This window comes from Georgenia sp. M64 (assembly GCF_038049925.1).
Taxonomy (GTDB): Bacteria; Actinomycetota; Actinomycetes; order Actinomycetales; family Actinomycetaceae; genus Georgenia.
The window spans coordinates 2,767,839-2,787,228 of record NZ_CP145809.1; the positions used below are offsets into that span (position 1 = coordinate 2,767,839).

Here is a 19,390-nt window from a genome sequence, read left to right on the forward strand (position 1 = left end):
CGGCGTGGCCGTCACCGTCCGCGACCCTATGGTGGCTTCATGCCCCGTCGCCGCGTCGCGCTCGCACTCACGGCCGTCGCCGTCCTGTCCGGCTGCGCCGCCCCGGTCTCGCTGCCGCCCGGGGAGCTGGCCGCGGACCCGGTGTGCGCCCGCGTCCTCCAGGCGACCCCCGACGTCCTCGGCGGCCTCGAGCGGCGCTCGACCACCACCCAGGCGGCGACGGCGTGGGGCGACCCCGCCGTGACGCTGCGGTGCGGCGTCACCTCGCCGGGACCGACCACCGACCGGTGCCTGAGCGTCGACTCCGGCGACGGCACCGCGGTCGACTGGATCGCGCTGGAGGGCGACGACCCCGACCTGCCCGAGCACGCCCGCCAGGGTGGCGGCTCGTGGACCTTCATCACGTACGGGCGCCGGCCCGCGGTCGAGGTCGTCGTGCCCGTCGAGCAGGTGGGCGGGCAGCCGACGGCCGCGCTCGTCGACCTCGCCGGCGCGGTCTCCATCGTCCCGGCCGAGCGCGCCTGCGTGGGGGCGACCGACGCCTGACCCTGCGCGGCCCGGCCGGACGCCCTAGCGTGGCGGAGGTCCGGCCACGTCGCGGCCGGTGCGTCCGGGCGGGGTCCGGCGCGGGTCGTCGATCAGGAGGCGTTCAATGGCGGGACCGGTGTCGGTCGTGGTGTCGGTCGTCGGGGTTCTGCTCGTGCTCGGCGTCGTGTGGGACGTCTTCCACACGATCTTCCACCCGAGCGGGCAGGGCCGGATCAGCGGCGCCGCGATGGCCGGCGTCTGGCGCCTGACGGCCCGCGGCGGGCCCCGTCGTCGCGAGCTCGCCGGACCGAGCGCGCTGGTGGCGGTCATCGTCGCCTGGGTCGCGCTCGCCGTCGTCGGCTGGGCGCTGGTGTACTGGCCACACATGCCGGCCGGGTTCGTCCACAGCAGCGGCCTGGACGTGAGCGGGCGCAGCACGGCCGCGGACGCGCTGTACGTCTCCGTCGTCACGCTGGCCACCCTCGGCTACGGCGACGTCGTCCCCGCCGCGACGGGGCTGCGGCTCGTGGCGCCGCTCGAGGCGCTCATGGGGTTCGCCATCCTCACGGCGGCGGTCACCTGGGTGCTGCAGGTGCAGCCGGCGCTGGTGCGCCGCCGCACCACGGTCATGACGCTCTCGGGGCTGCGGCGTGCGGGCCTCGAGCGCGAGGTGCGCACGCTCGACGCCGACCTGCCGGCCGTCGTCCTGGCGGACCTGGCGTCGGCGGTCACCCAGGTCGGCGTGGACCTCACCCAGTACTCCGAGACGTACTACTTCCGGGAGGGCGAGGAGGAGCGCGACCTCGGTGAGGCGCTGATCTTCGCCGCCGACCTCGCCGAGGCGGGCTCCGCCTCGCCGCGGCCGGACGTCCGCCTCGCCGCACGCGCCCTGCAGACGGCGATCGACGACCTCGCCGCGCACGCCGCGACCACGTTCCTCGGTGCGGCGGGCGACACCCGTTCGGTGCTCGAGGCGCTCCGGCGCGACCGCGCGAAGCGCCCGCGCTGACGCGCCCTTGCCCGCCGCCCGCAGGCCCGCGCTGACGCGCCCTTGCCCGCCGCCCCGCGCTACCGCAGGCCCGCGGGCCGCTCGAGCGCCAGCGAGATGAGCTCGTCGATGAGCTCGGTGTAGCTCAGCCCCGACTTCTCCCACAACAACGGGTACATGGAGAAGGGCGTGAACCCGGGCATGGTGTTGAGCTCGTTGATGACGACCTCGCCGCCGTCGGTGTAGAAGAAGTCCGCGCGTGCGAGGCCCTCGCACCCGAGGGCCTCGAAGGCCGCCGCGGCGAGCTCCCGGACCCGGTCGGCCACCTCGCGCGGCAGGTCCGCCGGGGCCGACATGGTCAGCGCGGCGGTGTCGAGGTACTTCGTCTCGTAGTCGTAGAAGCCGGCGGCCGGGTGGTCGAGGACGATCTCGCCGGGCACCGAGGTGCGCGGCGCGTCGTCGCCGTGACCCTGGAGGACGGCGCACTCGATCTCGCGGCCGGCGATCCCGGCCTCGACGATGACCTTGGGGTCGTGCCGCTGGGCCTCCTCGACGGCGGCCGCGACGTCCTCGGCCCGCTCGACCCTCGTGATGCCCAGGGACGACCCGGCCCGGGCGGGCTTGACGAACACCGGCAGCCCGAGGGAGGCGACGGCGTCGAGCGCCGCGGCCGGGTCGGTGCGCCAGGCCCGCGGGGTGATGACGGTGTACGGGCCCACCGGCAGCCCGTGGCCGGCGAGCACGACCTTCATGTAGTGCTTGTCCATGCCGACGGCGGAGGCGAGGACGCCCGAGCCGACGTAGCGGGTCCCGGCCATCTCGAGCAGGCCCTGGAGGGTGCCATCCTCGCCGTAGGGGCCGTGCAGGAGCGGCAGGACGACGTCGACGGCGGCCAGCTCGTCGGGCACCCGGCCGGGCTCGGCGACGACGAGCGGACCCGGTCGCTCGCCCAGCGGGACGAGCAGGCGCCCGTCGGCCGGCTGGATCTCGGCGCGGCCACCCTCGAGGCGGGCGGGGTCGTCGGCGGCGAGCACCCACTCCCCGGTGCGGGTGATCCCGATCGGCACGACCTCGTAGCGGTCCCGGTCGATGGCGCGCAGCACGCCCGCGGCCGTCGCGCAGCTGACGGGGTGCTCGCCGCTGCGCCCGCCGAAGAGGACGGCCACGCGGGTCCGGCGTGCGCCGTCGGCGGGCGCGCCGTCACGGCCGACGGCCGCGGCGTCGTCGGTGCGGGGGGCAACGGCCTCGCCGTCGGGGGTTCTCGCGTCGTTGGACATCGGTTGGAGGGTACCCGCAGCGGGCCGCCGGGCCGCATAGCCTGGCCCGGTGAGCACCGAGAACCTGCCCGAGCACCTCTCCCCCGCGACCGTCGCCGTCGCCGCGGGCCGACCCGACCGCGTCAAGGGTGGCCCGGTCAACCCGCCCGTCGTGCTGAGCAGCACCTACGTCTCCACCCGCGAGCCGGGCGGGGAGCTGCTGTACGCCCGCTACGACACCGAGACCTGGCACCCCCTGGAGGAGACGATCGGGGCGCTGGAGGGATCGGCCCTGCCGGCGCTGGTCTTCTCCTCCGGCATGGCCGCGATCGACGCCGCCCTGCGCCTCGCCGCCCCGGGGACGGCGGTCGTCGCACCGCGTCACGCCTACCTCGCCACGCTGACCGCGGCCCGCGAGCAGGCGCAGCGGGAGGGCTCCGAGGTCCGGCTGGTCGACATCGCGGACACCGCCGCCGTCGTGGCCGCCCTCCGCCCGGCCGACGGGCCCGCCGCGAGCGTGCTGTGGATCGAGTCACCGACCAACCCCATGCTCGAGGTGGCCGACGTGCCCGCGCTCGCCGCCGCCGCACGCGAGACGGGGGTCCTCACCGTCGTCGACAACACCTTCGCCACCCCGCTCGGGCAGCGGCCGCTGGCCCAGGGCGCCGACGTCGTCGTCCACTCGGTAACGAAGTTCCTCGCCGGACACTCCGACGTGCTGCTCGGTGCCGCCGTCACCGACGACGCGGGGCTCCGGCAGCGCCTCCACGCCCGCCGGACCACCGGCGGCGCGATCGCGGGTCCGTGGGAGTCGTGGCTGGCGCTGCGCGGCCTGCGCACCCTCGCCCTGCGGGTGGAGCGGTCGCAGGCCAGCGCGCTCGAGCTCGCGCGCCGGCTCGAGGGGCACCCGCTCGTGGCCGGGGTCAGCCACCCTGGCCTGCCCAGCCACCCGCAGCACGAGCGGGCGACCGCGCTGATGAACGGGTACGGCTCGATCCTCACGCTGCGGCCCGTCGGCGGGGCCGCGGCCGCGGACGCGCTCACGGAGGCGGTGCGGCTCTGGGTGCCGGCCACGAGCCTGGGCGGGGTCGAGTCGAGCCTCGAGCGCCGCCGTCGCCTGGCGGCCGAGGCGCCGACGGTGCCGGAGGACCTGCTCCGGCTCAGTGTGGGGATCGAGGACGTCGAGGACCTGTGGGCGGATCTCGACCGCGCGCTGCGGCTGGCCCAGCGGGGCTGACTCCTGCCGCGGGGCCGGGCGGCTCACGGGCCCGCGCGCCGCGGGATCCGGGGCCGGCGGCGCCCCCCTTGCCGGCCGGTGGCGCGGTGGTCCCCCGATGATGCGGTCGCCCCGGCGGTCCCCTAGCGTGGGGGCGAACCAGGGCTCCAGCGACGGGGCAACCGACGACGACGCAACGGGGTGGGTCCCCGGCTGAGGGGGCACGGGGTGGCGGACGGGAGCAGACGGGCGCTGGCCGCCCTGGCGACGACGGCCGTCCTGCTGGCGGCGTGCACGGCGACCACCCCCGGCGACGGCCCGTCGAGCCCCGACAGCGGGCGGACAGGCGAGCCGGCCCCGACGACGGACCCGACCACGACGCCGACCCCGGCGCCGAGAGCCCCGGCGCCGGCGGCACGGCGTCCCCGTCCCGCCCCGACGCGGCCGACGTCCTGCCGGCCGACTACCCGTGGGAGCCGCGGGAGGACCCCCCGCCCCTGGCGGACGTCGACGTCGCGGGCGAGCCGTGGCTCGGTGGGCTGTCGTCCCTCGACCCGGAGGACGGCCTCGAGGTCCCCGCCGACGGTCCCGGGCCCTACGCCGTCACCGGCGTCGACGTGTACGAGCAGGGCGAGGGCCAGAGCCGCGTGGTCGTGAGCTACGACGGCGACGGGCTCGCCGGTCTGCTCACCAGCGTCGTCGGCCCCACGGAGCTGCCGCCGGGCGTCGAGGTCCCCGACGGCGTCGACACCGCGTTCGTCCGCATCCCCGGCGCCACGGACCCCCTCGGCGGGGACCTGGTCGCCGGTCAGCTCGTGGACGCACCGCCCCTGCGCCACGTCAGCGGGGTCAGCATCGGCACGCCCGACGAGAACGGCACGACCTTCTACGTCGGGCTGCCCGAGGGCACCACCGTCTGGTACGTCGTCGACCACCCGGGGACGCTCGTCATCGTCGCGACCGACCCCGCCTGACCCGCGGGCGCACCCGCCGCCGCTGCGCGGGTCGACCCGGACGGCTGCCGGGTCACGATTCGGCCTCGGCCGGTGCTTCGCCGTCCCCCGCGCGGGTGGCGCCTCCTACCGTGGGCGCCAGGGCGGCACGCGCCCGGAGCTTGGGAGGCCACCATGAAGCGTTCGACCATCGCCGCGACCGCCGGCACGGCCCTGCTGCTGGTCCTGACGGCCTGCGGAGGCGGCGGACCGTCCGAGCCGGCCGCCCCGCCGGCGACGACCGCCGACGGCACCGAGAGCCCGGCCGCCCCGTCCCCCACCGCGAGCGCCACCACCGGCGGTACGGCCGAACCTGCCGACGAGACCGACGAGCCGGTCGAGGACGTCGCCTACTCGACCGAGGCGCAGAACGACCCCGAGTGGCCCTCGGCCGGCGGTGACCTGCTGCCCGTGGCCGTGCGCGCGGGCGCCCACGAGGGCTTCGAGCGCGTGGTCCTCGACCTCGAGGGGACCGGGACGCCCGGTTGGCGGGTGGAGTACGTCGACGTCGCGATCGAGGACCCGCGCGGGACCGAGATCGACATCGACGGCGACGCGACGCTCCAGGTCATCGCCACCGGGGTGCGGATCCCCGAGGAGGACGAGCTCGACCGGGTCCTCCCCTCCGGCGAGGTCGACGTCGAGGGGACGGACGTGGTCGAGGAGGTCTACGTCACCGGGATCTTCGAGGGGCAGAACCAGGCGTTCATCGGTCTCGACTCCGAGCGGCCCTTCCGGGTCTTCACGCTGACCGAGCCGAGCCGGCTCGTGGTCGACATCCAGACCGAGGACTGACCGGCCCGTCCCGGTCCCGGGCGCTGGTCGGGTCACGGGCGCTGGTCGGGTCGCGCGGCCGGCCGGGCCCGCTGGGGCCGGCCGACCGCGCCCGGTCCCTCAGTCCAGCCGGAAGCCGATCTTCATCGTCACCTGGAAGTGCTTGATGGCGCCCTCCTCGAGATGACCGCGGACGTTGACGACCTCGAACCAGTCGAGGCCGTGCAGGGTCTCCGAGGCCTTGGCGAGCGCGTTCCGGATGGCCTGGTCGACCCCGTCGGGGGACGTCCCGACGATCTCACTGACCTTGTACGTGTGGTCGGACATGTGCGGTCCCTTCGTCGTCTGCGGTGACGCGGTCAGTCTTCACCCGCGACCGCCCGGCGGCAACGGCAGGACCGGGAGGGGTGCGACCCAGCACCCGCTGCCGCAGCGCCTGCCGTCGCGCGCGGCGCGCCCGGCGGGCGGCGCGCCGGGCGGCGCGGGCGGCGTCGAACGACGCGCGGGGGTCGCCGTCGAGACGCATGTCGTAGGGCCGGGCCGGCGGTGCCTCCCCGCGGATCTCGGCCAGCTGGTCGGTGACCGCCGTCATGATCCGCGCGGTCGCCACCCGGATGGCGTCGCCGTCGTCGGCCGACAGGTCGGCCAGGTCCACGGGCGGTGCCGCGACGACCGTCACCTCCTTGGGCGGGAAGGGCCGGAACGACGCCGAGTACCGCGGCACGACCCGGTGGGCGCCCCACTGCGCGATCGGGACGACGGGCGCCCCGGTGCGCAGGGCGAGGCGTGCGGCCCCGGTCCTGCCCACCATCGGCCACAGGTGCGGGTCGCGGGTGTGGGTGCCCTCGGGGAAGATGACGACGCACTCCCCGGCGGCGAGCGCCGCCTCGGCCGCCGTCAGCGCGTGGCCCGCCTGCGCCGTTCCGCGCTCGACGGGGATCTGGCCCAGCCCACGGATCGCCCGGCCGAGGAGGGGGATCTCGAAGAGCGAGTCCTTCGCGAGGAACCGCGGCGGCGCACCGTGCTCGTAGAGGAAGTGCGCGAGCGTGAGGGGGTCGAAGTTGGACACGTGGTTCGAGACCGCGATGAACCCCGTGGTGGGCAGGTGCTCACCCCCTCGCCAGCTCCGGCGGGTGCTGGCACGCATGACGGGGAGGATCAGGGCTGCCGCCAGCCGGTAGCCGCGGGACGCTGAACGAGCCACGAGGCGATGCTATGGCCGTCCGCACCCCGCCGTGGCGGTTCGGACGCCGCGGCGACCACCCGTGGTTCAGCCGGTCTCGCGCGCCCTGAGCACCAGGCCCCTGACGTAGGAGGCCTGCCCGAGGTGCTGGAGATCGTCGGCGACGACGCTCACGAGCCGCACCCCCAGCGTCACCGGTGGATCCCAGCTCTCGTCCACGACGCGGTCGAGGTCCTCCTCGGCGAGGGTGGCGAGGTACTCGCAGGTGCGCCGGTGGACGTCGCGGAGGTAGCCGGTGAGCTCCTCGGCGCCCGCCCGGACCTTGGCGACGTCGGCGCTCGAGTGCCCGTACCCCGTCGAGAGGGCGGGCAGGTCGAGCGAGAAGCGGTCGACCCAGCCGTCGCTCACCCAGGACTGCTCGGTGCCCGCGACCGCCGACACCTGGGAGTCCTGGCCTCGGGCGAGGTGCCAGACGAGCCAGGCGATCGAGTTGGCGTCGGTGTCCGGCCGTCGGAGGAGCTCCTCCGCGCTCAGGCCGTCGAGGACGCGCTCGACCTCGTCCGGCACCCGGGAGTACGCCTCGATCAGCAGCTCGGCGGTGTTCATGCCTCCAGTCTGGCGCTGCCGCGGCGCCGCGCCACCGGGTTGGGCGAGGTACGTGCGGGAGCCGCCGGCTCGGGCCGCCGGCCGACCACGGTGCCAGGCGGCACGGTGGGTCGGCTCAGGCGGCGACGAGAGCGCGCGCGCCGAGGGCCTCGAGCTTGTCCTGGAAGTTCTCGTACCCCCGGTTGATGATGTCGATCCCGCTCACCCGCGACGTCCCCTGGGCGGTGAGCGCCGCGATGAGGTGCGAGAAGCCGCCGCGGAGGTCCGGCACCATGATGTCGGCCGCGCTCAGCGGCGTGGGACCGGAGATGACGGCGGAGTGGTTGAAGTTGCGCTGGCCGAAGCGGCACTGCAGGCCGCCGAGGCACTCGCGGTAGATCTGGATCTTGGCGCCCATGCCGCGCAGCGCCTCGGTGAAGCCGAACCGGTTCTCGTAGACCGTCTCGTGCACGATCGACAGACCCGTCGCCTGCGTCAGGGCCACCACCAGGGGCTGCTGCCAGTCGGTCATGAAGCCCGGGTGGACGTCGGTCTCCAGGACGATGGAGCTGAGGTCGCCGCCGGGGTGCCAGAACCGGATGCCGTCCTCGCGGACGTCGAACGCCCCGCCGACCTTCCGGAAGGTGTTGAGGAAGGTCATCATCTCCGGCTGGGTGGCCCCGCGCACGAAGATGTCGCCCTGGGTGGCCAGCGCGGCCGACGCCCAGGAGCCGGCCTCGATGCGGTCGGCGAGCGAGGTGTGGCTGAAGCCCCCGAGGCGGGCCACGCCCTCGATCCGGACGGTCCGGTCGGTGTCGACCGAGATGATCGCGCCCATCTTCTGCAGGACCGCGATGAGGTCCATGATCTCCGGCTCGATCGCCGCGTTGCGCAGCTCCGTCAGGCCGGCCGCCCGCACCGCGGTGAGGAGGGTCTGCTCGGTGGCGCCGACGCTCGGGTACGGCAGCTCGATCCGCGCGCCGTGCAGGCCCCGCGGGGCCGAGAGGTGGATGCCCTGGGTCCGCTTGTCGACCACGGCCCCGAACTGCCGCAGGATCTCCAGGTGGTAGTCGATCGGCCGGTCGCCGATCCGGCAGCCACCCAGGTCGGGGATGAACGCCTCCCCGAGCCGGTGCAGGAGCGGGCCGCAGAAGAGGATCGGGATGCGGCTGGAGCCGGCGTGGGCGTCGATGTCCGCGACGTGCGCGGACTCCACGTTGCTGGGGTCGAGGTGGATCACCCCGGACTCCCGCTCGTGGTCGACGGTGACGCCGTGCAGGCGCAGCAGGTCGGAGACGACGTCGACGTCCCGGATGAGCGGGACGTTGCGCAGCACGGACGGTTCCTCGCCGAGGAGGGAGGCGACCATCGCCTTGGAGACGAAGTTCTTGGCACCGCGGACGGTGATCTCACCGTTCAGGGGCGTGCCGCCCTCGATCGTCAGGAGCCCGCTCATACTCACCTCACCCGGCCCCGGCCGGGCCGGGGCACTGTCTCTGCCCCCGCCCGGGTGGCCAGGGATGCCTCAGGATACGTCGGCCACCGCCGGACGGGGCACCCCGGGGCCGTGTCGCCTCGAACACACGGCCCTCGTCGGCCTCGCCGGCGGAGGGGCCGGCGGCGCACCACCGGCCCCGGGCGTGCGCCGCGTCGAGGCGCGCGCCTCAGCCGAGCGGTGCGTCCGAGTGTGCGGGCAGGTGGGAGCTGTCCGTGACCGGGCGCGCCGCCATGATGTGCGCGGGCGGCAGGTGCCGGGCCGGCAGGGTCCGGGGCCGCCACGACGCACGTTCGTGCTCGTAGGCGGTGATGTCCGGCTCGTTCTGCAGCGTGAGGCCGATGTCGTCCAGGCCCTCGATGAGCCGCCAGCGCGTGTAGTCGTCGATCTGGAACGTGCCGTGCACGTCCCCGGCGACGACGGTCCTCGCCACCAGGTCCACGGTCACCTCGGTGCCGGGCTCGTTCTCGAGGACCTTCCAGAGCATCTCGGCGTCCTCCTGGGAGATGACGCCGGCCACGAGCCCCTGCTTGCCCGAGTTCCCGCGGAAGATGTCCGCGAACCGCGGCGCGAGGACCACCTTGAAGCCGTAGTCCTTGAGCGCCCACACCGCGTGCTCGCGGGAGGAGCCGGTGCCGAAGTCGGGACCGGCCACGAGCACCGACCCGTTCGCGTACGCCGGCTTGTTGAGCACGAAGTCCGGGTTGCCGCGCCACGCCGCGAAGAGCGCGTCCTCGAAGCCCGTGCGCGTGACGCGCTTGAGGTAGACGGCCGGGATGATCTGGTCGGTGTCGACGTTGCTGCGGCGCAGCGGGACGCCGACACCGGTGTGCTGGGTGAACTTGTCCATGGTGGCTCTCTCCTCAGGCGCCGACGGCGGTGGTCTGGGCCGGCTCGAGGTCGACCGGGGCGGACAGGGTGCCGCGGACGGCGGTGGCGGCAGCGACGAGCGGGGACACCAGGTGGGTGCGGCCCCCCTTGCCCTGGCGGCCCTCGAAGTTGCGGTTCGACGTCGAGGCCGCCCGCTCCCCCGGCTTGAGCTGGTCGGGGTTCATCCCCAGGCACATGGAGCAGCCGGCGTTGCGCCACTCGGCGCCGAAGTCGAGGAACACCTGGTCCAGGCCCTCGGACTCGGCCTGCAGCCGCACCCGCGCGGATCCGGGGACGACGAGGACGCGTACGTCGTCGGCCTTCCGGCGCCCCTTGAGGACCTCGGCGACGGCGCGCAGGTCCTCGATGCGCCCGTTCGTGCACGAGCCGATGAAGACGGTGTCGACGTGGATGTCGCGCAGCGGCGTCCCGGGGGCGAGGTCCATGTACTCCAGCGCCCGCTCGGCGGCCCTGCGCTCGGACTCCTCGACGATGTCGACCGGGTCCGGCACGCTCGCCGACAGCGGCAGGCCCTGTCCGGGGTTCGTGCCCCAGGTGACGAAGGGCTCGAGGTCGGCGGCGTCGAGATCGACCTCGGTGTCGAAGACGGCGTCGTCGTCGGATCGCAGGGTGCGCCAGTACTCGACGGCGGCGTCCCAGTCGGCCCCCTCGGGGGCGTGCGGACGGCCCTTGATGTACTCGAAGGTGGTCTCGTCGGGGGCGATCATCCCGGCGCGCGCGCCGGCCTCGATGGACATGTTGCAGATCGTCATCCGCGCCTCCATCGAGAGGTTGCGGATCGCCTCCCCGCGGTACTCCAGGACGTAGCCCTGCCCCCCGCCGGTCCCGATCTTGGCGATGATCGCCAGGATGATGTCCTTGGCGGTGGTGCCCTCACGCAGGCGCCCGTTGACGTTGATCGCCATGGTCCGGAAGGGCGCGAGCGGCAGCGTCTGGGTGGCGAGGACGTGCTCGACCTCCGACGTGCCGATGCCGAAGGCCAGGGCGCCGAAGGCACCGTGGGTGGAGGTGTGGGAGTCGCCGCACACGACCGTCAGGCCCGGCATCGTCAGGCCGAGCTGCGGGCCGACGACGTGGACGATGCCCTGGTCGGCGTCGCCCAGGGAGTGCAGGCGGATCCCGAACTCCTCCGCGTTGTGCCGCAGCGTCTCGATCTGCGTCCGGCTGGTCGCGTCCGCGATGGGCCGGTCGATGTCCAGCGTCGGGGTGTTGTGGTCCTCGGTGGCGATCGTGAGGTCCGGACGGCGGACCGGGCGGCCGGCGAGGCGCAGGCCCTCGAAGGCCTGCGGGCTGGTCACCTCGTGCACGAGGTGCAGGTCGATGTAGAGCAGGTCGGGCGCTCCGTCGGTTCCCTTGCGCACCACGTGCGCGTCCCAGACCTTCTCGGCCAGCGTTCCGCTCATCGCGACTTTCTCCTCCTCGACGGCCGGGCTCTTGGCCTGCCCGGCGGGGCACTTCGTCGGACACTTGCAATCTCAGTGGCTGAGATGCCAGTATCGGTACATGGACAACTCTAGCGGAGTCGGCGTTCTTGACAAGGCCGCCACGGTTCTCGGTGCGCTGGAGGCGGGACCGGCCACCCTCGCCCAGCTCGTCAGCGCCACGCACCTCGCACGGCCGACGGCGCACCGCCTCGCCGTCGCCCTCGAGCACCACCGTCTCGTCGCCCGTGACATGCAGGGCCGGTTCGTCCTCGGCCCGCGCCTGGCCGAGCTCGCCTCCGCCGCCGGCGAGGACCGCCTCCTGGCCGCGGCCACCCCGGTCCTCACGGCGCTGCGCGACCACACCAACGAGTCGGCCCAGCTCTACCGGCGCCAGGGCGACCAGCGGATCTGCGTCGCCGCCGCCGAGCGGCCCATGGGGCTGCGGGACTCCATCCCGGTCGGGGCCACCCTGAGCATGCTGGCCGGCTCCGCGGCGCAGGTGCTCCTCGCGTGGGAGGAGCCCGACCGCCTCCACCGCGGGCTGCACGGCGCGAACTTCACCGCCACGATGCTCTCGGCCGTGCGCCGGCGCGGCTGGTCGCAGTCGGTGGCCGAGCGCGAGCCCGGCGTCGCGTCGGTCTCCGCGCCGGTGCGCGGACCGTCCGGCCGGGTGCTGGCCGCCGTCTCCATCTCCGGGCCGATCGAGCGGATGGGCCGCCAGCCCGGCCGGCTCCACGCCGCGGCGGTCGTCGCGGCCGCGAACCGCCTCACCGAGGTCCTCAAGCGGACCGAGGAGGGCTGAGCGACACGGCCAACGACGAGAGGCTCCCACCGCGTGGTGGGAGCCTCTCGCTCGTTGTAGCCCCGACCGGATTCGAACCGGCGCCGCCGCCTTGAGAGGGCGGTGTCCTAGGCCGCTAGACGACGGGGCCATGGCTTCCTGAGCCTGGACGAGCATACCCGAGCCGTCCGGGCGAGGTCGCCCCCGCCGGCTATGACGCCCGTCACGCTCCCGGACGGCTGCCCCGGAGACGAACCGAGACGTCTGCCCCGGAAGACGGCGAGAGACCCTCACCGCGTGGTGAGGACCTCTCGCCCCTTGTAGCCCCGACCGGATTCGAACCGGCGCCGCCGCCTTGAGAGGGCGGTGTCCTAGGCCGCTAGACGACGGGGCCCTGACATGGTCTTCCTGGTGGGAACCCCCGGACGTGCCGGAGGTCGACCGCTGGGGTACCAGGACTCGAACCTAGACTAACTGAACCAGAATCAGTCGTGCTGCCAATTACACCATACCCCATGGGGGTACGACCTCCGCCTCGCCGCTGCGGGCCGGTGGGGGTCGTGCCGTCGCAGAACACTACCCGAGCCACGGTGCGGCGACCAAACCCGCGACGAGCACTATGACCGACCTCACGCGCCGCCGCGCGGGCGTCGAGGCGGCCGTTACCGTGTCGTCATGGAAGCCGACGACGTCCGGCACGCAGCGCAGTGGCTCGCCGCCGAGATCCGCGCCCGTCCCGCCGACGACTACGACTACGACGCCCACGCCCACGGCCTGGGGTGGACGTGCTGGGCCACGGCCGAGCACGTCCTCGACGACCTCTTCGCCTATGCCCTCCAGCTCGCCGGGCGGGCGCGCGGGGACTACCTGCCCGTGGACGCCGCCGACGGCGGTGAGACGGTGGTGCGGTCTCGGCGCTCGGCCGGGACGGACGGGCTCGCGGTCAACCTCGAGGCGATGGCCGAGCTGCTTGCCGCCCAGGTGCAGATCGGCGACGACACGGACCGGGCCTACCACCCGTGGGGCGACTCGGACCCCGGCGGCTTCGCCGCGATGGGGGTGTGCGAGATCGTCGTCCACGGCTGGGACGTCCTCACCGCTCTCGACGACGAGGTCGCAGACCTTCCCGAGGACCTGTGCACCGGTGTCCTGGCACGCCTCTTCCCCGGCTCGCCCGTCGACCTCGGCAGCGCGCAGGAGGTCCTGCTGTGGCAGACCGGCCGCCGGGAGATCGCCGGGCTCGGCCGGCTCGAGAGCTGGCGCTGGGACGCCACCGTCCGCTGACGGCCGACCGCTGACGCCGACCGCTGATTCCGACCGCTGACGGCCGACCGCTGCCGACCGGCGAGTGAACCCTGACGACCGGCGACCGGGAGGACGAGGTCCGGCGACGTCGGGGCGCCGCTCCGCCCCCGACGCCGTCAGGCGGCGAGGTGCTCGCGCAGGCGCCGGAGACGGACGAGCGTGGCCTCCTTGCCGAGGATCTCCATGGACTCGAACAGTGGCGGGGAGACCCGCCGGCCGGTCACCGCCGTGCGCAGCGGCGCAAACGCGAAGCGGGGCTTGACGCCCATGCCCTCGACGATGGCCTCGCGCAGCACGGCCTCGACCCGCTCGGTCGTGAACTCGGTGAGCGGCTCCAGCGCGCCGAGCGAGGCGTCGAGGACGTCCCCGGCCTCGGGCCGCAGGGCCCCGACGGCATCCGGCTCGAGGACGAGGTCGCCGTCCCCGACGAACAGGAACCCGAGCATCCCGGGGGCCTCGCCCAGGAGCGTCATGCGCTCCTGGACCAGCGGTGAGGCGGCCTCGAGCAGCCCCTGCTCGCGCGCGGTGAGGCCGTCCAGCGTCGCCGCCGAGACGAGGCCCCGTGCGTGCAGGTACGGCACGAGCCGCGCCCGGAAGTCCGCCGCGTCGAGCATCCGGAGGTGGGTGGCGTTGATGGCCTCGGCCTTCTTGAGGTCGAAGCGTGCGGGGTTGGGGTTGACGTCGGCGACGTCGAACGCCGCGACCATCTCCTCCTTGGAGAAGATGTCGTTGTCCGGGGAGATGCCCCAGCCGAGCAGCGCGAGGTAGTTGAGCAGCCCCTCGGGGGTGAAGCCGCGGTCGCGGTGGAGGAAGAGGTTCGACTCCGGGTCGCGCTTGGACAGCTTCTTGTTCCCCTCGCCCATGACGTACGGCAGGTGCCCGAAGGCCGGCATGACGCTCGCGATGCCGAGGTCGAGCAGGGCACGGTAGAGCACCACCTGACGGGGGGTGGAGGAGAGCAGGTCCTCGCCCCGCAGCACGTGCGTGATACCCATGAGGGCGTCGTCGACGGGGTTGGTGAGGGTGTAGAGCGGGAACCCGTTGGCGCGCACGACGACGAAGTCCGGGATCGACCCGGCCTTGAAGGTCACCTCCCCGCGGACGACGTCGGTGAAGCTGACGTCGGCGTCGGGCATGCGCACGCGCAGGACCGGCTCGCGGCCCTCGGCGCGGTAGGCGGCCCTCTGCTCCTCGGTGAGGTCGCGGTCGAACCCGTCGTAGCCGAGCTTGGGGTCGCGGCCGGCGGCCCGGTGGCGCGCCTCGATCTCCTCCGGCGTGGAGTACGACTCGTAGGCGTACCCCGCCTCGAGGAGCCGGGCGGCGACGTCGCGGTAGACGTCCATCCGCTCGGACTGCCGGTACGGACCGAACGGGCCACCCACCTCGACGCCCTCGTCCCAGTCCAGGCCGAGCCAGCGCAGGGCGTCCAGGATCTGGTGGTAGCTCTCCTCCGTGTCCCGCTCGGGGTCGGTGTCCTCGATGCGGAAGACGAACGTGCCGCCGACGTGCCGCGCGTGGGCCCAGTTGAACAGGGCGGTGCGGATGAGCCCGACGTGCGGGGTGCCGGTGGGCGAGGGGCAGAAACGGACGCGGACGGCGGAGCCGGTGGCCGCTGCGGTGTTCTCGGTCATGATGGGCCCAGCCTAGTGGCGCCCCGGTCACCCCGGTCCGGGCGTGGGTCCCGCCGGACCGCCGGGCTCACTCCCGCCGGACCGCCCGGCGTCAGTCCCGCCGGACCACCGGGTTGCTGAACGAGCCGATGCCCTCGACCTCGACCTCGACGCGCTGACCCACGTCGATCGGTCCCACGCCCGCCGGCGTGCCGGTGAGGATGATGTCGCCCGGGAGGAGCGTGAAGATCGAGGAGACGTACTCGATGAGCTCGGGGACCTTGTGCACGAGGTCGGAGGTGCGCCCGTCCTGGCGCACCACCCCGTCGACGCGTGCCCGCACGGCCAGGTCGGAGACGTCGAGGTCGACGGCGAGATAGGGGCCGAGCGGGCAGGACGTGTCGAAGCCCTTCGCGCGCGTCCACTGGGCGTCGGTCGCCTGGACGTCTCTGGCCGTCACGTCGTTCGCCACGGTGTAGCCGAAGATGACGTCCTGGGCCTTCGCCGCCGGCACGTACTTGCACAGGCGCGAGATCACGACGGCGAGCTCGGCCTCGTGGTGGACCTCCCTCGACCACGGCGGCAGCACGATGGGGTCGTCCGGCCCGATGACCGAGGTGTTCGGCTTGAGGAACACGAGCGGCTCGGCGGGCACCTCGTTGCCCATCTCGGCGGCGTGGTCGGCGTAGTTGCGGCCGATCCCGATGACCTTCGAGCGCGGGATGACCGGCGAGAGGAGCCTCACGGCGTCCAGCGCCACGCGCTCCCCCGTCGTCTCCAGACCGGCGAAGATGGGGTCGGACCGCAGGACGACGAGCTCGTGGGAGTCCTCGTCGAGGATGCCGTAACGGGGGTCCTCACCGGTGGTGAACCGTGCGATGCGCATGGTGACCACCGTAGTGCCGCCCGGGTGCGGACGAGAGCGACGGGCGCTGGGTGCCGCCTCGCCTACGCTTGCCGGGTGTCCGCCGACCGCCCGCTCCCGGCGCCGCTGTGGCGCGCGGCCGCCGCGGCGCACGCCGCACGCGCGGACGCGCTCACCGCGGCCCGCCGGGAACGCGCCGGCCGGGGGCTGACGGACCCGGTGGAGGACTTCCTCTTCGAGTACTACCCGCTCCGGCCGGCCCGGCTGCGGCGGTGGCACCCGGGGGCGGGGACGGCGCTGGCCCCCGACGCCCCCGACGACCTCGCCAGCCCCGACGACCTCGCCACCCCCGACGAGCTCGCCACCCCCGACGAGCTCGACGCCCGGTCACGGTGGCGCTGGCACCACCGGCGGGCGGACGGCTCGGTCGCCCTCGACGTCGGCGCCCTCATGGCGGACCGGGGCGACGGCGTCCGCTGGATCCACGACCTCCTCACCCGCACCGCCGCCCGCACCCCGCAGCTCGGGTGCCTGGGGCTGCACGAGTGGGCGATGGTCTACCGCCAGGAGCGGCACCGGCACCCGTTGCCGCTGCGGCTGGGCCAGTCGGCCACCGACGCGGTGGTCGAGGGGCACCCGCTGCGGTGCACCCACTTCGACGCCTTCCGCTTCTTCACGGGACCGGCCCGCCCGTTGAACCGCGACCAGCCCGAGCGTGCCACCCAGCCCGCGCTCGAGCAGCCGGGCTGCCTCCACGCGACCATGGACCTGCTCAAGCACGCCTTGAAGCTCGGACCGGCCTGCCCCGGCGACCTCCTCCTGGACACCTTCGAGCTCGCGCGCGACGTCCGTGTGCTCGACATGCGAGCCTCGCCCTACGACGTCACGGCGCTGGGGTACGACCCGGTCCCGATCGAGACGGCACCGGGCCGGGCCGAGTACGTCCGGCTGCAGCGCGGCTTCGCCGAGCGGGCCGCACCCCTGCGGGACCGGCTGCTCGAGGTCACCGGCCGCCTCGTCGCAGCACCGGCCGACGGCCGGACGCGCACGCCGGCCCGGGCGACCGGGACGTGAGCGGGCTCGCCCGCCGTCTCGGCCCGGCTGACGCCGTCGTGATCGGCCTGAGCTCGATGATCGGTGCCGGCGTCTTCGCGGTGTTCGCCCCGGCGGCGGCAGCAGCCGGCTCCTGGCTGCTCCTCGGCCTGGCGGTGGCGGCCCTCGTCGCCACCGCGAACGCCACCTCGACCGCGCAGCTGGCGGCGACCTACCCCACCTCAGGCGGGACGTACGTCTACGGCCGGGAGCAGCTCGGCCCGTGGTGGGGGTTCGTCGCGGGCTGGTCCTTCGTCATCGGGAAGACGGCGTCCGCGGCTGCGATGGCGACGACGTTCGCCGCCTACACCGTCCCGGAGGCCTGGCAGCGCCCCGTCGCCGCGGCCGCCGTCGCCGCGCTCACGGCGCTCGGGCTGCGCGGCATCACCCGGACGGCGGCCCTGGCCCGCGTGCTCCTCGTCGTCGTCCTGCTCGCCCTGGCGGTGGCGCTCGTCGCGGCACACCTCGGCGCGGGCGGCACGGCGGCCGGCGCACCGACGGACGCCGCGGACCGTGCGGTCGGCCCGCTCGGGGTCCTGCAGTCCGCCGGCCTGATCTTCTTCGCCTTCGCCGGCTACGCCCGCATCGCCACCCTCGGCGAGGAGGTCCGGGACCCCGGGCGGACCATCCCCCGCGCGATCGTCACCACCCTCGTAGCGGCTGCGGTCCTCTACACCGCGGTCGCGCTCACGCTGCTCGCCGTGCTCGGGCCCGACCCGCTGGCCGCCTCGCGGGCGCCGCTGGCCGACGCGGTCGCGGCCGGGTCGTGGGACGCGGCGGTCCCGGTCGTCGGCATCGGCGCGGCCGTGGCGAGCCTCGGGGCGCTCCTCGCCCTCCTCCCCGGGGTCGCCCGCACGACCCTGGCGATGGCGCGGGAGGGCGACCTGCCCGGCGGGCTCGCGGTCGTCGAGCCCGTGCGGCAGGTCCCCCGGCGCGCCGAGCTGACGGCCGCGGCCGTCGTCGTCGGCGCGGTCCTCGTCACCGACCTGCGCGGGCTCATCGGCTTCAGCTCCACCGGCGTGCTGCTGTACTACGCCGTGGCGAACCTCGCCGCGCTCACCCAGGGACGCGACCGGCGCCGGTACCCGCGCGCGCTGCAGGTCGTCGGGCTGACCGGCTGCCTCGTGCTCGTCGCGACCCTGCCCCCGGCGTCCGTCCTCGCGGGCCTGGGCGTGGTCGCGGTCGGCGTCGCGGTCCGTCTGCTCCGGGGGCGCCGCCCGGGACCTACTCTCGTGCCATGACCCACCAGCCGCCGGAGCACGAGGTGCGCACGGCCGGGGACCGGCCGTCGCCGCCCACGTCGCGAGACGCCGTGTCCCGCCTCACCGGCGTCGACGTCGCCCGGGGCGTGGCGATCCTGGGGATGTTCGTCGCGCACCTCGGCGACGACGGTCCCGGCGGCCGGCACGACCCGGAGTGGTTCGTCGTCGCCGACGGCCGCTCGGCCGCCCTGTTCGCGCTCCTCGCGGGCGTCTCGCTGGCGCTGGCGAACGGCCGGCGCGTCCCACCCACCGGCCTCGCGCTGACCCGGGCCCGCGTGGCCACGTTCGTGCGGGCGGCGGTGCTGCTCGTCATCGGGGTGGTCCTGGTCGCGCTCGGCACGCCGGTGCTGGTCATCCTGCCCGCGTACGCGGTGATGTTCGCCCTCGCGACGCCGTTCCTCGGGCTGCGCCGCCGCTGGCTGCTGCTCGGGGCGGGGACCGCGGCGGTCGTCTCCCCGACGCTCATCCTCGCCACCACGACGCCGACGGCGGACGGGCGGCCCTCCCTCCTCGCCCGGTTCCTCGGCGCGGCCGACCCGGTCGAGCTGCCCATGGACGAGCTCGTCACCGGTCCCTACCCGGCGCTGGTGTACCTCGCCTACGTGCTGCTCGGGCTGGCGCTGGGGCGCAGCGACCTCACCCGGGCACGCACCCAGGCCGCGCTGGTGGGCGCGGGCGCGGCCCTGGCGACGCTGGGGTGGGGCACGTCCCGTCTCGCCCAGGACGCCCTGGGCACCGACGCCTCGCCGCTGGCCCGGCGCCTGGTCAGCGCCGCGGCGCACGACGACTCCACCCTCGAGGTGGTGGGCAACTGGGGCAGCTCGCTCGCCGTCGTCGGGCTGCTGCTCCTGCTCACCCGGCCCACGACCTCGGCGGGCCGCGCCATCGCCGCGGTGCTCTCGCCGGTCGCGGCGGCCGGGGCGATGTCGCTGAGCGTGTACTCCGTCCACATCGTCGCGATCGCCGTCCTCGGCAACGACGTGGTGTGGAACCCCGTGTCGAACGGGGTGCTGGTGACCTTCGTCGTCGTGGCTCTCGTGGGCGCGTGGCTGTGGCGCCGGCTCCTCGGCCGGGGCCCGCTCGAGCGTCTCGTGCGCGGCGCGGTCGAGGCGGTCGTCCCCCGCGCCTGAGGCCGGGGGCGCC

General features: G+C 74.7%; 19 protein-coding genes and 3 tRNA genes. 10 read left to right on the plus strand and 12 right to left on the minus strand.

The window, feature by feature from the left end:
- Window positions 1–39 precede the first annotated feature (39 nt).
- Both AAEM63_RS12470 and AAEM63_RS12475 read left to right on the plus strand, forming a co-directional pair.
- A complete protein-coding gene (locus AAEM63_RS12470) occupies window positions 40–546 on the plus strand; it encodes a DUF3515 family protein (RefSeq protein WP_341358594.1) in 507 nt (168 codons plus the stop codon).
- Window positions 547–652: 106 nt separating this feature from the next.
- Entirely contained in the window at window positions 653–1,537 is an 885-nt protein-coding gene (locus tag AAEM63_RS12475) for a potassium channel family protein (protein ID WP_341358595.1), read from the plus strand.
- Between the two features lie 59 nt (window positions 1,538–1,596).
- Here the strand turns inward: AAEM63_RS12475 and AAEM63_RS12480 are convergent, their stop codons facing one another.
- Window positions 1,597–2,793, minus strand: a complete 1,197-nt coding sequence (locus AAEM63_RS12480; RefSeq protein WP_341358596.1) for a D-alanine--D-alanine ligase family protein — start codon at window positions 2,791–2,793, stop codon at window positions 1,597–1,599.
- A 49-nt stretch (window positions 2,794–2,842) separates the two neighbouring features.
- Between AAEM63_RS12480 and AAEM63_RS12485 the strand changes: the two genes are divergently transcribed.
- The 3 genes from AAEM63_RS12485 to AAEM63_RS12495 all read left to right on the plus strand — a co-directional run bounded on the left by AAEM63_RS12485 (window position 2,843) and on the right by AAEM63_RS12495 (window position 5,775).
- Entirely contained in the window at window positions 2,843–4,009 is a 1,167-nt protein-coding gene (locus AAEM63_RS12485; RefSeq protein WP_341358597.1) for an aminotransferase class I/II-fold pyridoxal phosphate-dependent enzyme, read from the plus strand.
- 269 nt (window positions 4,010–4,278) lie between these two features.
- Window positions 4,279–4,962: a hypothetical protein gene (locus AAEM63_RS12490; RefSeq protein WP_341358598.1), complete on the plus strand. Its 684-nt coding sequence runs from the start codon at window positions 4,279–4,281 to the stop codon at window positions 4,960–4,962.
- A gap of 153 nt (window positions 4,963–5,115) precedes the next feature.
- The gene (locus AAEM63_RS12495; RefSeq protein ID WP_341358599.1) at window positions 5,116–5,775 is read left to right on the plus strand and encodes a hypothetical protein; all 660 of its coding nucleotides are present in this window, start codon (window positions 5,116–5,118) and stop codon (window positions 5,773–5,775) included.
- Window positions 5,776–5,874: 99 nt separating this feature from the next.
- Here AAEM63_RS12495 and AAEM63_RS12500 read toward each other — a convergent pair whose 3' ends face one another.
- The 6 genes from AAEM63_RS12500 to leuC all read right to left on the minus strand — a co-directional run bounded on the left by AAEM63_RS12500 (window position 5,875) and on the right by leuC (window position 11,311).
- Window positions 5,875–6,081 carry a dodecin gene (locus tag AAEM63_RS12500; RefSeq protein WP_341358600.1) on the minus strand — a complete coding sequence of 69 codons (207 nt, stop codon included), beginning with the start codon at window positions 6,079–6,081 and terminating at the stop codon, window positions 5,875–5,877.
- A complete protein-coding gene (locus tag AAEM63_RS12505) occupies window positions 6,053–6,958 on the minus strand; it encodes a lysophospholipid acyltransferase family protein (protein WP_341358601.1) in 906 nt (301 codons plus the stop codon). The genes AAEM63_RS12500 and AAEM63_RS12505 overlap by 29 nt, the downstream gene beginning before the upstream one ends.
- Window positions 6,959–7,024: 66 nt before the next feature.
- Window positions 7,025–7,543 carry a DinB family protein gene (locus tag AAEM63_RS12510; protein ID WP_341358602.1) on the minus strand — a complete coding sequence of 173 codons (519 nt, stop codon included), beginning with the start codon at window positions 7,541–7,543 and terminating at the stop codon, window positions 7,025–7,027.
- Between the two features lie 115 nt (window positions 7,544–7,658).
- On the minus strand, window positions 7,659–8,978 hold the full coding sequence (gene murA / locus AAEM63_RS12515; RefSeq protein ID WP_341358603.1) for a UDP-N-acetylglucosamine 1-carboxyvinyltransferase: 1,320 nt from the start codon (window positions 8,976–8,978) through the stop codon (window positions 7,659–7,661).
- Window positions 8,979–9,186: 208 nt separating this feature from the next.
- Complete coding sequence (gene leuD / locus AAEM63_RS12520; protein ID WP_341358604.1) at window positions 9,187–9,867, minus strand: 3-isopropylmalate dehydratase small subunit; 681 nt, start codon at window positions 9,865–9,867, stop codon at window positions 9,187–9,189.
- 13 nt (window positions 9,868–9,880) lie between these two features.
- Window positions 9,881–11,311 (minus strand): 3-isopropylmalate dehydratase large subunit, encoded by a 1,431-nt coding sequence (gene leuC, locus AAEM63_RS12525; RefSeq protein WP_341358605.1) that lies wholly within the window; start codon window positions 11,309–11,311, stop codon window positions 9,881–9,883.
- Window positions 11,312–11,411: 100 nt separating this feature from the next.
- Here leuC and AAEM63_RS12530 point away from each other — a divergent pair, with 100 nt between their 5' ends.
- The gene (locus AAEM63_RS12530) at window positions 11,412–12,134 is read left to right on the plus strand and encodes an IclR family transcriptional regulator (RefSeq protein WP_123913624.1); all 723 of its coding nucleotides are present in this window, start codon (window positions 11,412–11,414) and stop codon (window positions 12,132–12,134) included.
- 57 nt (window positions 12,135–12,191) lie between these two features.
- Here AAEM63_RS12530 and AAEM63_RS12535 read toward each other — a convergent pair.
- The 3 genes from AAEM63_RS12535 to AAEM63_RS12545 form a co-directional block, all read right to left on the minus strand.
- Window positions 12,192–12,264 (minus strand) — tRNA-Glu (locus AAEM63_RS12535).
- A gap of 170 nt (window positions 12,265–12,434) precedes the next feature.
- Window positions 12,435–12,507 (minus strand) — tRNA-Glu (locus tag AAEM63_RS12540).
- A 50-nt stretch (window positions 12,508–12,557) separates the two neighbouring features.
- A tRNA-Gln gene (locus AAEM63_RS12545) sits at window positions 12,558–12,629 on the minus strand.
- A gap of 159 nt (window positions 12,630–12,788) precedes the next feature.
- Here AAEM63_RS12545 and AAEM63_RS12550 point away from each other — a divergent pair.
- The gene (locus AAEM63_RS12550) at window positions 12,789–13,397 is read left to right on the plus strand and encodes a hypothetical protein (protein ID WP_341358606.1); all 609 of its coding nucleotides are present in this window, start codon (window positions 12,789–12,791) and stop codon (window positions 13,395–13,397) included.
- Between the two features lie 137 nt (window positions 13,398–13,534).
- Here the strand turns inward: AAEM63_RS12550 and gltX are convergent, their stop codons facing one another.
- Both gltX and AAEM63_RS12560 read right to left on the minus strand, forming a co-directional pair.
- The gene (gltX, locus tag AAEM63_RS12555) at window positions 13,535–15,049 is read right to left on the minus strand and encodes a glutamate--tRNA ligase (protein ID WP_341358607.1); all 1,515 of its coding nucleotides are present in this window, start codon (window positions 15,047–15,049) and stop codon (window positions 13,535–13,537) included.
- A 91-nt stretch (window positions 15,050–15,140) separates the two neighbouring features.
- Complete coding sequence (locus AAEM63_RS12560; protein ID WP_341358608.1) at window positions 15,141–15,914, minus strand: fumarylacetoacetate hydrolase family protein; 774 nt, start codon at window positions 15,912–15,914, stop codon at window positions 15,141–15,143.
- A 75-nt stretch (window positions 15,915–15,989) separates the two neighbouring features.
- Between AAEM63_RS12560 and AAEM63_RS12565 the strand changes: the two genes are divergently transcribed.
- From AAEM63_RS12565 to AAEM63_RS12575, 3 genes are read left to right on the plus strand one after another with little or no spacing between them, the layout of a single operon-like run.
- Complete coding sequence (locus AAEM63_RS12565; RefSeq protein ID WP_341358609.1) at window positions 15,990–16,967, plus strand: 3-methyladenine DNA glycosylase; 978 nt, start codon at window positions 15,990–15,992, stop codon at window positions 16,965–16,967.
- A complete protein-coding gene (locus AAEM63_RS12570; protein WP_341358610.1) occupies window positions 16,964–18,226 on the plus strand; it encodes an APC family permease in 1,263 nt (420 codons plus the stop codon). The genes AAEM63_RS12565 and AAEM63_RS12570 overlap by 4 nt, the downstream gene beginning before the upstream one ends.
- On the plus strand, window positions 18,223–19,377 hold the full coding sequence (locus AAEM63_RS12575) for a heparan-alpha-glucosaminide N-acetyltransferase domain-containing protein (protein WP_341358611.1): 1,155 nt from the start codon (window positions 18,223–18,225) through the stop codon (window positions 19,375–19,377). The genes AAEM63_RS12570 and AAEM63_RS12575 overlap by 4 nt, the downstream gene beginning before the upstream one ends.
- Window positions 19,378–19,390 lie beyond the last annotated feature (13 nt).

Bases quoted from the DNA above. Each gene is read 5' to 3' on its own strand.
- AAEM63_RS12470 (WP_341358594.1), top strand. From the start codon at position 40: ATGCCCCGTCGCCGCGTCGCGCTCGCACTCACGGCCGTCGCCGTCCTG.
- AAEM63_RS12475 (WP_341358595.1), top strand. From the start codon at position 653: ATGGCGGGACCGGTGTCGGTCGTGGTGTCGGTCGTCGGGGTTCTGCTC.
- AAEM63_RS12480 (WP_341358596.1), bottom strand. From the start codon at position 2,793: ATGTCCAACGACGCGAGAACCCCCGACGGCGAGGCCGTTGCCCCCCGC.
- AAEM63_RS12495 (WP_341358599.1), top strand. From the start codon at position 5,116: ATGAAGCGTTCGACCATCGCCGCGACCGCCGGCACGGCCCTGCTGCTG.
- AAEM63_RS12500 (WP_341358600.1), bottom strand. From the start codon at position 6,081: ATGTCCGACCACACGTACAAGGTCAGTGAGATCGTCGGGACGTCCCCC.
- AAEM63_RS12510 (WP_341358602.1), bottom strand. From the start codon at position 7,543: ATGAACACCGCCGAGCTGCTGATCGAGGCGTACTCCCGGGTGCCGGAC.
- murA (WP_341358603.1), bottom strand. From the start codon at position 8,978: ATGAGCGGGCTCCTGACGATCGAGGGCGGCACGCCCCTGAACGGTGAG.
- leuD (WP_341358604.1), bottom strand. From the start codon at position 9,867: ATGGACAAGTTCACCCAGCACACCGGTGTCGGCGTCCCGCTGCGCCGC.
- leuC (WP_341358605.1), bottom strand. From the start codon at position 11,311: ATGAGCGGAACGCTGGCCGAGAAGGTCTGGGACGCGCACGTGGTGCGC.
- AAEM63_RS12530 (WP_123913624.1), top strand. From the start codon at position 11,412: ATGGACAACTCTAGCGGAGTCGGCGTTCTTGACAAGGCCGCCACGGTT.
- AAEM63_RS12550 (WP_341358606.1), top strand. From the start codon at position 12,789: ATGGAAGCCGACGACGTCCGGCACGCAGCGCAGTGGCTCGCCGCCGAG.
- gltX (WP_341358607.1), bottom strand. From the start codon at position 15,049: ATGACCGAGAACACCGCAGCGGCCACCGGCTCCGCCGTCCGCGTCCGT.
- AAEM63_RS12560 (WP_341358608.1), bottom strand. From the start codon at position 15,914: ATGCGCATCGCACGGTTCACCACCGGTGAGGACCCCCGTTACGGCATC.
- AAEM63_RS12575 (WP_341358611.1), top strand. From the start codon at position 18,223: ATGACCCACCAGCCGCCGGAGCACGAGGTGCGCACGGCCGGGGACCGG.